The sequence below is a fragment of the Paenibacillus sp. Y301 genome (genome assembly GCF_059445505.1).
Genome location: NZ_JCAIUL010000023.1, coordinates 49,296 through 58,460 on the forward strand (window position 1 = coordinate 49,296; position 9,165 = coordinate 58,460).

Annotated in this window: 8 protein-coding genes and 1 pseudogene; 4 read left to right on the forward strand and 5 right to left on the reverse strand. The window is 39.1% G+C overall.

Translation table 11 applies throughout. The features are described 5' to 3' along the window. Positions 1 to 42: 42 nt before the first annotated feature. The 3 genes from AC1D69_RS23900 to AC1D69_RS23910 all read right to left on the reverse strand — a co-directional run bounded on the left by AC1D69_RS23900 (position 43) and on the right by AC1D69_RS23910 (position 5,215). A complete protein-coding gene (locus AC1D69_RS23900) occupies positions 43 to 1,230 on the reverse strand; it encodes an amidohydrolase (protein ID WP_495458614.1) in 1,188 nt (395 codons plus the stop codon). Between the two features lie 28 nt (positions 1,231 to 1,258). After that, positions 1,259 to 2,644, reverse strand: a complete 1,386-nt coding sequence (locus tag AC1D69_RS23905) for an MFS transporter (protein WP_495458615.1) — start codon at positions 2,642 to 2,644, stop codon at positions 1,259 to 1,261. A gap of 228 nt (positions 2,645 to 2,872) precedes the next feature. Next, positions 2,873 to 5,215 (reverse strand): helix-turn-helix domain-containing protein, encoded by a 2,343-nt coding sequence (locus tag AC1D69_RS23910; RefSeq protein ID WP_495458616.1) that lies wholly within the window; start codon positions 5,213 to 5,215, stop codon positions 2,873 to 2,875. Between the two features lie 153 nt (positions 5,216 to 5,368). Between AC1D69_RS23910 and AC1D69_RS23915 the strand changes: the two genes are divergently transcribed. Further along, positions 5,369 to 5,647, forward strand: coding sequence for an alpha/beta-type small acid-soluble spore protein (locus AC1D69_RS23915; RefSeq protein WP_495458617.1), 279 nt, complete (start codon positions 5,369 to 5,371; stop codon positions 5,645 to 5,647). A gap of 368 nt (positions 5,648 to 6,015) precedes the next feature. Here AC1D69_RS23915 and AC1D69_RS23920 read toward each other — a convergent pair whose 3' ends face one another. After that, the gene (locus AC1D69_RS23920; protein WP_495458618.1) at positions 6,016 to 6,327 is read right to left on the reverse strand and encodes a diacylglycerol/lipid kinase family protein; all 312 of its coding nucleotides are present in this window, start codon (positions 6,325 to 6,327) and stop codon (positions 6,016 to 6,018) included. Continuing rightward, positions 6,293 to 6,742, reverse strand: a complete 450-nt coding sequence (locus AC1D69_RS23925; RefSeq protein ID WP_495458619.1) for a diacylglycerol/lipid kinase family protein — start codon at positions 6,740 to 6,742, stop codon at positions 6,293 to 6,295. Before AC1D69_RS23925 ends, AC1D69_RS23920 begins: the two co-directional genes overlap by 35 nt. Before the next feature lie 287 nt (positions 6,743 to 7,029). Here AC1D69_RS23925 and AC1D69_RS23930 point away from each other — a divergent pair. The 3 genes and pseudogenes from AC1D69_RS23930 to AC1D69_RS23940 all read left to right on the forward strand — a co-directional run. Beyond that, positions 7,030 to 7,747: pseudogene (locus AC1D69_RS23930) on the forward strand (YheC/YheD family protein). 375 nt (positions 7,748 to 8,122) lie between these two features. After that, positions 8,123 to 8,272 carry a hypothetical protein gene (locus AC1D69_RS23935; RefSeq protein WP_495458620.1) on the forward strand — a complete coding sequence of 50 codons (150 nt, stop codon included), beginning with the start codon at positions 8,123 to 8,125 and terminating at the stop codon, positions 8,270 to 8,272. A gap of 216 nt (positions 8,273 to 8,488) precedes the next feature. Next, on the forward strand, positions 8,489 to 9,165 hold a 677-nt coding region (locus AC1D69_RS23940), incomplete at its 3' end, for an ABC transporter permease subunit (RefSeq protein WP_495458621.1).

Below are 9,165 nucleotides of genomic sequence, written 5' to 3' on the forward strand. Positions count from 1 at the left end.
TCGTAGAAAATCTACTTATGGGACAGCCCCCTAGTCTAGCTATTAATCGATATTATAATATCCACAAACTACGGTTCCCACTGCTTTGGCTGCTACTAAAAGAGCATCTTCATCAATATCGAATTTTGGATGGTGGTTGAAGTATGGTTTTTCAACGCCTTTTGGTGAACAGCAGATATAGAAAAAGCAGGCTGGAATTTTTTTAGCGTAATGGGCAAAGTCCTCTGAAGGTGCCATAGGTCCGAATTCCTGAACGTCCACAATATCTTTATCGTTAGCATTTTTCAGGTAAGAAGCAACTTTTGCAGTTAATTCAGGGTTATTGTAAAGCGGTGGATAGTCTGGTGTATAGGTTAACTCGCAGGTTACATTGAATTCTTCTTCAATTCCATGTGCGATCCGGCGAACTTCCCGTTCAATCGTTTCACGTGTTTCTTCCGTCATGGCGCGAACATCGCCTTCGATTTCAACGCTGTCTTTGATGACATTAAAAGTGCCTTTTCCATCAAAGGAGCCAATGGTTACGACCCCCATATCAAATGGATTTAATCGGCGGCTAATCACAGTTTGAATGGCTGTGACAAAATGAGCGCCTGCAACAATCGAGTCATTTGCCAGATGAGGGGAAGACCCATGACCGCCCACACCTTGAACTTTTAGTTTAAAGTAAGCACGACCCGGGAATACATAACCACTATTATACCCAACTATACCGGACTCTCCAAGCGGCAGTAAGTGAATCCCAAAAATGTTATCCAAATCATCCAATAAACCAGATGCAAGGATGCCGATTGCACCACCCGGCGGAACTTCCTCTGCGTGTTGGTGAATAATCTTGATCGTACCGGGAATTTCATCTTTTAATTGAATTAGACAATCTGCAAGAACTAACAGGTAAGCGGTATGACCATCATGTCCGCAAGCATGCATAACCCCAGGATTCTTAGATTTAAAAGGGAGATCTATTTCTTCTTGGATGGGAAGTGCGTCGAAATCTGCTCTAAGCCCAATGGTTTTTCCTGGTTTTCCTCCTTGAATGGTAACAATAATGCCATAGCCTCCGCCTACATTAGTGTCTAAATGAACATCTTTTCCTTTATAGAAATCTTCAATAAATTTACTTGTTTTTTCTTCTTTAAAAGAAAGCTCAGGATTTTCATGAAGGTGGCGGCGGATCTGAATGATTTCTTCTTTGCGTTCTTCAAGCATTTGCATTAATTTGTTTTTCACTATAATTCCTCCCATATTGATATTTCTCTTATGCGGTTCTATCTTCTTTACCAGCATTGTTAGGAACCATGAAGACGATCGAAAGAATTGCTAATAGTCCAAAGATAACGTTGGTAATAATCCCCCACGTTGCGCCAATCTCCAGGCTGTTAGCGGACATGATACTATATACAGTAGCAGAGATTGCTACTCCAAAAGAGCTTCCTAAGGAACTTGCCATTTTATAAATCCCAGCTGCTTCACCGACTTTATTAGATGGGGCATTGGATACGGAAGTATCTGTAGAAGGAGTTGCATAAATACCTAATCCAAGGCCGAATAAAGCATAACCAATGAACACCACAATTGTGTAAGGCGAATCTGGCAGGGAGGTTAAGCTCATAATGGCTACACCAACGGTTGTAATCAATGCACCCCAGATCATTGGCTTTTTAGCACCGATTCTCTGCAGAATTTTTTCACCTACACGAATCATTGCCAGAACAGCCACTAAATAACCCAGTGATAGCAAACCGGACTGGAAGGCGCTAAATCCGCGACCTACTTGTACATACGTATTGGCGACGACCATTGTACCTGCAATGGCATTCAGCAAGAAATTTGAGAATGTGGCACCGGCATAAGGTTTGTTTTTGAATAGAGAGAAGTCAATAAGCGCTACTACTTTCGCTTTTTCTACTTTAACGAAGATAACTACTCCAGCAATAGTCACTATCGCCAAAATAATTGAAGTCAGGCTTGTCCAGCCTAAATCAGATCCAAAGTTAATTAAGATGTTCAGGGCAAGCATGACAACAATAAAGATCGATAATCCAACATAATCGAATTTAAATTTTCCTGAAGTTTCTGCTTTGCTCTCTGGCGTACCTTTAATTAAGAACATGGCGAGAAATGCAAAAACTATAGAAAAAACGAAGATCCATCTCCAGCCTAAATAGGTAGCAATTAAACCGCCAGCGAATGAACATACACCGGAACCACCCCAAGAACCAATGGACCAGTAACTTAATGCACGTTGACGATTAGCACCTTGATAATAAGTTTTAACCAAAGCGATTGTTGCAGGCATAATACAGGCTGCTGAGAAACCTTGAATGATACGGCCAATAATGAGGAGGGCAGCTCCATTAGCGAAGACTAAACACAGAGAACCAATGATACTTAATATTAGCCCGATATTAGTAATCTTTTTTCGTCCTATTCTGTCCGCTAAACCACCCATGGCTACAATGAAAATTCCTGAGAATAATGCGGTCAGACTAATACCAATGTTTAATGTTCCAAGAGAAATTCCTAAATCTTTTTGAACTGCAGGGACCACATTGACTAAAGATTGTGCAAATAGCCAGAATGTGATAACCCCAAATACAATCCCTGTAATTAATTTATTTGTACCTTGATAGCTAGTTTCCACGTTGTTACCCCCCTGAGAAGTGTCTGTCTTATGTTTTCTATTACAAAGTGTATTTATTCACGAAAAGATTGTGAAACTACCGGTATTTTTCTTTTCGTTGATAATTATAAAAAAAAACTCCCTTTAAAGGGAGTTCATAATTGTTGTGTTTTATGGATTAATCGATGAAATTCTTAACGCTCTATCCATGAAGATGAAAATCAACCGTCTTTTTTTTACTTGATCCGACTAGAAGAATACCTTCCGTATTTCGAAAAAGTGAATAGCATTTACCGTTAGGTATGAGTAAAAGGACCATTCCTCCTCAATGGTTTCATCAAAGACCTCTAGTGACGGGTGACTTGAACGTGTGATATGGTCAATAATTTCTCGGTCGATCCCATACTGACTGTTGTTCTTCCACCACATTTTATATAAGGCACCATGATCTTTATCAAAAATCAACTTTCGGATCTGATATTTACCGCTAGGAATACCTTTAATAGTAACTCTAATTTCCTTGATTAATTTCTGGAGAAAAGTATCTTCAATCGATAAAAAAGGGTTAATAATCGTTGAGTTCATTAACACAAGCTGATAGCCTAATTCGTTCTCTGTCATAATAAATAAGGGTCCTTTGGCTATGATGTTTCCACGTAATCTATTAAAAAATGACATTGCAAAAAACACAGGTCGTTTGCCGTTGAAATAATGGAACATTTCCATACTCTCTAGGGGAATGCTATTCATATCCAAACTCCGCTCATGGGTTTCCGTGTTGATCCAGAAACCAAGAGCTTCAATCATATCGGAAATATTAATAGCGTTATTGAAAACTAAAGCTCCGCGGAAAAAGGTCCCATTGGTATAACGGGTATTCCCCGAAACTGTATTCCATGTAATTAGATGTAAGGGTTTCTCAATGGAATGATTTTTTAAGAATCTTTTTAATTTTTCTGTTTTTACTTTAATGAAATCTTTGGATAAATCAAAGTTGGTTTCACCCAGATCGTTATAGTCGATGACTTCATGAGTATTTGCTTGATAGGCAATAAAGTTAACATAGTTACTCTGTTGCAGTACCCAATTATATTTACTGGGTATAGCTCCTTTTTCAAAAGAGAAGGGTAAAAGAAAGCCTATTTGCAGGTTGGGTGAAATTGATTTTAACAATCCGTAAATCTTTAAATAGAATATTTCCAGCTCATTCTTATCAGCATGGGTATCTAAAGCATCGGCAATCAAAATGCACCAAGACTCTACATAACTGTATCCAAATACGATGATGCAGTGTTGAAAAAATTTCTGTAATTTATCTAGATATCCTTCTTGCTCTGTATTCATTTGATTATATCTAACATGAACATATAAAGATAAATGATTGGATTTCAGAAATTCAATGGCCTCATCGGAATTATAATACGGCGACGTAGTGGGGATTAACTCATCTGTTTCTACTTCAGGAGCAATCGTCCTCCCCGTAAGCAGTCTATCAATTCCGATATATTTGATCTGCAAATCCTCTTTAGCCATTAATACTTGATTCCGTATACTCTCCTTCTGTAATTCCCGAAGTTCTCCGATCATAAGGATATTGTCCGGGTGATGTAATTTTCGTGGAGTAGGCGAATGAATATCAATACTTAAGGCCTCATAATTGGTTTCAATATCACTAATCGTTTTGGTGTATTCCCCTTGTGTGATTAAAATGTTGAGTTTTATTAAGATTTCAGGGGAACTTAGAAAGGTTTCTTTATCCTCCAACTGATAATTTTTAACTACATTCACAGGTTCTTTCGCATGTTTCTCACGATACGAGAAGGGCGTTTCACCAAATGACTCCTTAAATAAATTTGAGAACGATTTGGTGTTAGGGAACCCATTTTTCAAAGCAATATTTGTAATGGAGTCTTTCGTATATAATAGATCCTTTAAGCTATGGTTTAATCGGATATTCATAATATAACGAGTGAACCCAATCCCAAATTGCTGTTTGAAATAACGGGAAAAGTAACTAGGCGATAAATAAAATTTGTTTGCTACTTCTTCTAACATAAGTGGCTCGTCGTAATGCTGTGCAATAAAAGCGATAATTCCTTTTAACCGGTCATCTTCCACATTTACATCTACAACCATGGTTCCGACATCTTTAAATCTCCTAATTAAGATAAGCAAAGTTTTAGAAATCCTTTCACTCATTTCTAGTTTATAGGTTTCTTCTTTACGCAAATAGATGATCATCATTTCAGCTAGAAGCTTTTGTAATTCTTTGATCATATATTCTTTACCCCGGTCGATTTGTGGAGAGAATAGATTAAATGTATGGAAGCGATATTCCGGATAAAAGTAGGATAAAAAATAATCTGGAATACTAACCTTCAGTACGGCATTTTTTGTATTTCCGTGAATTTCGTAAAGTTGATTACGATTAATGACAAATAAATCATTTTCGCTTAACTGATGTACTGCGCGATCCGTTTCAACAGATAGCTCACCATCTAATACAAGCAAAATTTCAAGTCCAGAGAATAGGGTAGGGGATGAGTATTGGATATTCTGTAAGTGCAGCTGAATATCGCTTATTGAGGGCATTGATTTCACTCCTAAGCATTAGTTTCACTATGTAGATTATTCTCAGTTTACACTATAACCAATCAAAAACCTGAATGGTGAGTATTTGATATGGGGATGAAGGTCTGTACTCCTGGGTATCTTAGAACAAGACATTGAAGGGAGTGTAGCAAGATGGCAAGAAGAAAGAGAAGATACGCGGTGCCCGGGGTGGAACAAGGGATGCAGGCTTTTAAAGCAGACGTAATGAAGCGCGAAGGTTATGCAGTTGATCCGAATCGACCCGACGATGTGAAATACGAAGTGGCTAAGGAGCTTGGTGTAGCTCTGCAACCAAGCGACAATGGGGGTCTGACTACAGAATCCGTTGGACAAGTTGGCGGTAAAATAGGAGGAGCAATGGTACGGGAAATGATCCGTCTCGCACAAGAACAATTAGCAAACAGAGAGTGACCGAGTGACCTGAAGACTTCTAAGGATATGGTACTGGCTAAAAAAATATAGAAATTGACATCATTTTCAATCTTAACTATAGACATAGAAAGTCATACTGAGTGCGTCTATTCAGTATGACTTACCTATGACTAGATATTAGTATGAGAGGGCTACCTTCGCTAGAGCCTTCAGTTGAGCCCAGCAGACGATGGCTGAGAATATTAAAACGAGAGTAAAGAACAGAAGCAAAGCACCTTTCATGATTTGCTTCTGTCTTCCGTCTCGTTTTTCCAAAATTATGATTGAGCCGTTCATCGGATTAAAGAGGGCTCGCGTTCCTACCAAACAGCCGAAAATTGATCCACAGTGGTCAAGTACTACCATCTCTAGTCCTCTTCTGGAACAATTACCTCGAATTGTTTAGGCAAAATACTGAGCTTGATGGGCAGTGGCGGTCCCTCTTCGCCATCTACATTAGTCCTAACCGCTTCTCCTGAACTTACACTTACATTTTGTGCAGTAAAGTAAACAACATCCTTATGATTTTTCAGTTTGCCAAGTAGTAAGGAGATACTGACTGTTAGGGTATTGAATATATTGAGATCTTTTATAATAAAGCAGTGAAGTAGACCATCGTCAACTTCAGCATTAGGGGCCAGTTGCTCAAATCCACCTACTGAGTTCGTTAATGCGACCACAAAAAGCGGAGATTCCCCAACCCATTAGGTGATTTACTCGGCCTATATCTACTGTTTTTACTCTAGATGAAGTGAGTGTCTGGATCGCCTTTTCGGGATCCAATGGAATTTGTAAAGCGCGAGCAAAATCATTGACCGTCCCAAGAGGGACCACACCTATTTTCGGGTAGTGTTCCTGATTAACGAGTCCATTAATGGTTTCGTGGAGGGTACCATCCCCTCCAATGGAAACGACCAGATCATAACATTCTTCGCATGCAGTGACACAAAAACGGGTTGCATCCAATTCTTTTTTCGTCTCATTGACGGTCACAATATATCCCTTATTCTGTAGTATTTCTTCTACGCTGCTGACATGTTTAAGTGCCTCTTCCTTACCGGAAGAGGGGTTAATAATGATCATGGCTCGCATCATACACATATTCCTCTCTATAATGAATTAATGGGAACTCGGGTTTTTAATGAATGATAAGGATAGTAATTTTGGCAATGGAGCTGTAGTACTTACTATTAACCCAAAAAACGACCTATGTATTCTATTTTTTGATAAAGTCCGGAATAAGTTCTTGATCCAAGTATTTATTTACGTCTTGTTAAAGATCACTTTGATTTAGGACTTACGAAGATTTGAATGATAGGCAAAAGTGGTTACAGGCTATAACCTCCATTCATATCCTATCTTATAGAATAGGAGGTATCTAAATGAATTATAGGAGTACTACAATTAAAAGTAAGTGGAAAAAAAGTAGTTGGCTATTGAAGCAATCGAATTTGAAAAAATACGTTCCACGAACGATGCTTTTTAATAAAAAGAACTTGATCTCGATGCTTTCTACTTATCATACTGTTTATTTCAAACCCACAGGAGGTTCAGGTGGGGTTAATATTATTCGGATCAAAAGAAAAGAGAAGGGCTATCAAACCCAGCTCAATACAGTCAAATCTACGTATTCTACTATTCATCGTTTGTACGATGAGCTGTGCCGCTTTTCCAACAAGCAATCATTTTTACTCCAGAAAGGAATTGATCTGGCTAGAACGAAAGGAAAACCCTTTGATATTCGCGTTATGGTCCAGAAGACGAACAAAGGAGCATGGGTTAGCACTGCCATGTTCGCAAAAATAGGGAAGACTGGTAAAGTTGCGACGAACTATAATCAAGGCGGGAAAATCGGTTATATTCATGAAACAATGTCAGGCGCAGGATACAATACAGTCGAGATTAAACGTATGGAGACAAGATTGAAGGACTTGGGTATCTCTGTTGGGAATAACTTCGATCAGTTTGGATTCTATGGGCAAACCGTGGATTCTGGAAGTGAATACGAGGCCCCAATTTTACCCCTTAAAGAACATGAAGGATAAAAAGTTATATAAACGAATCGTTTCATATGCGAAACAATATGGGAGATCAAAGTAAAACTGAAAAATATAATTTGGTCTTTGTAAATACGGAATACAGGGATACTCCGGTAGGACAACTGTTTCAAAAAGAAAATGTACATTTATCTAGATGAAATAGAATAGACATTAGTTATTAAAAGTAATACGGAGAAGCCGGTTTCCAGACGAATCTGGAGGGCCGGCTATTTAGCACCTTTGGATGGCATATCCCAGAGTTTTATTTTATTCATACCTGTTATTCAGCGTGAATAACAATCAATCTGTACAAGAATCTAAATTTATAAATATCATCTTTTTTATAGTGTAATTTAATGACATTCAAATCAAAAGGAGACCTTTTAATGGAACGTTTAGTAGGTAAAGTAGTTATTATTACAGGTGGCGCACGTGTATGGGAGAATCTCATGTCCGTAAATTTGTAAGTGAAGGTGCAAAAGTTGTTTTTACCGATCTGAATGAAGAGGGCGGACAAGCCTTTCCTCTCCAAATCTATCGTTTATTGACTGCGGTCTCATGTTTGTTGACTGGATTAGGCGGGTAATATCTTTTACAATGATAATAGATAAACCGAGTTGGTTGCGCTATATGCAAAGGATCCCATCCATTGGAAAATTTCCGAGTGAATTCCGCATAATTGAGAGCGTTAACGACGACGTTGAATCGCAATTTGTTCGAGTGCAACGCGATGACAGGAATGCGGTTTCTGATATTTGGAAGCGCATACACGGAACACAAACAAACAAAAGGAGTGGCTAATATGGACAAGAAAAGCGAGCGAAAACGCATGCGAAGGCGCTGGCGCACACAGGATACCGAACTGACGCTTTTGGCCTTACCGACGACCATCTGGTATATCTTGTTTTGTTTCTTGCCTATGTTCGGCGTCATTATAGCCTTCAAAGATTTCAAGATTCATGGGGGCTTCCTGAGCAACGTTTTTCATAGCGAATGGTCTGGCTTCAAAAATTTTGAGTTTCTATTCAAGTCTAACGATGCTTGGATCGTCATACGCAATACGATGGGATACAATTTGATATTCATTATCCTGGGTATTACGGTGCCTGTCATCTTAGCGTTGATGATCGGTCAACTGCACAGCCACAGGGCGAGAAAAGTCTATCAGACTATGATGTTCTTGCCTTACTTCCTATCCTGGGTCGTGGTATCCGCCATCATCTGGTCATTTCTAAGCTTCGATAAAGGAATCGCCAATCAATTCCTCGCCGAGTTGGGCAAGGATCCCGTGAACTGGTATATGGAGCCACAATATTGGCCGTACTTTCTCATTTTTATGAATATGTGGAAAGGCTTGGGCTATGGCATGGTTGTCTACTTAGCGACCATCTCCGGTATCGACACCACTTATTATGAGGCTGCCGTGATTGATGGTGCTTCGAAGTGGCAGCAAGCGCGATATATTACGTTGCCCCTTAT